Genomic DNA, 544 nt, shown 5'->3' with positions numbered 1-544 from the left:
CGACAAGCTGGAAGAGGAATGGCGCAGCAACCGCATCAACCCGCTGCTCGCCAACGACTGGCTGAGCGTCTATGCGATGGCCGTCAACGAGGAGAATGCGGCCGGCGGGCGCGTCGTCACGGCGCCGACCAATGGTGCCGCCGGCGTCATTCCGGCGACAATCCGCTATTACGAGCATTTCCACGAGGACTGGGACCAGAACGGCATCCGCGACTATCTGCTGACGGCAGCCGCCATCGGCGGCATCATCAAGCACAATGCCTCGATCTCGGGCGCCGAGGTCGGCTGTCAGGGGGAGGTGGGGTCGGCGGCGGCGATGGCTGCCGCGGGCCTTGCCGCGGTCATGGGCGGGACGCCGGAGCAGATCGAGAACGCCGCCGAAATCGCGCTCGAACATCATCTCGGCATGACCTGCGATCCGATCGCGGGCCTCGTGCAGGTTCCCTGCATCGAGCGCAACGCGCTCGGCGCGGTCAAGGCCGTCACGGCGGCCTCGCTCGCCATCAAGGGCGACGGCCAGCATTTCGTGCCGCTCGATGCCTGT

Annotated in this window: 1 protein-coding gene; it reads left to right on the top strand. The window is 67.3% G+C overall.

Translation table 11 applies throughout. The features are described from left to right. Window positions 1-544 (top strand): L-serine ammonia-lyase, iron-sulfur-dependent, subunit alpha (locus tag FY112_RS00095; RefSeq protein WP_181018103.1); only part of this gene is annotated, 544 nt, incomplete at both ends.

The organism is Rhizobium sp. PEPV16 (assembly GCF_008919455.1).
Taxonomy (GTDB): domain Bacteria; phylum Pseudomonadota; class Alphaproteobacteria; order Rhizobiales; family Rhizobiaceae; genus Rhizobium; species Rhizobium leguminosarum_Q.
This window is presented reverse-complemented; position numbering and strand designations above follow the sequence as displayed.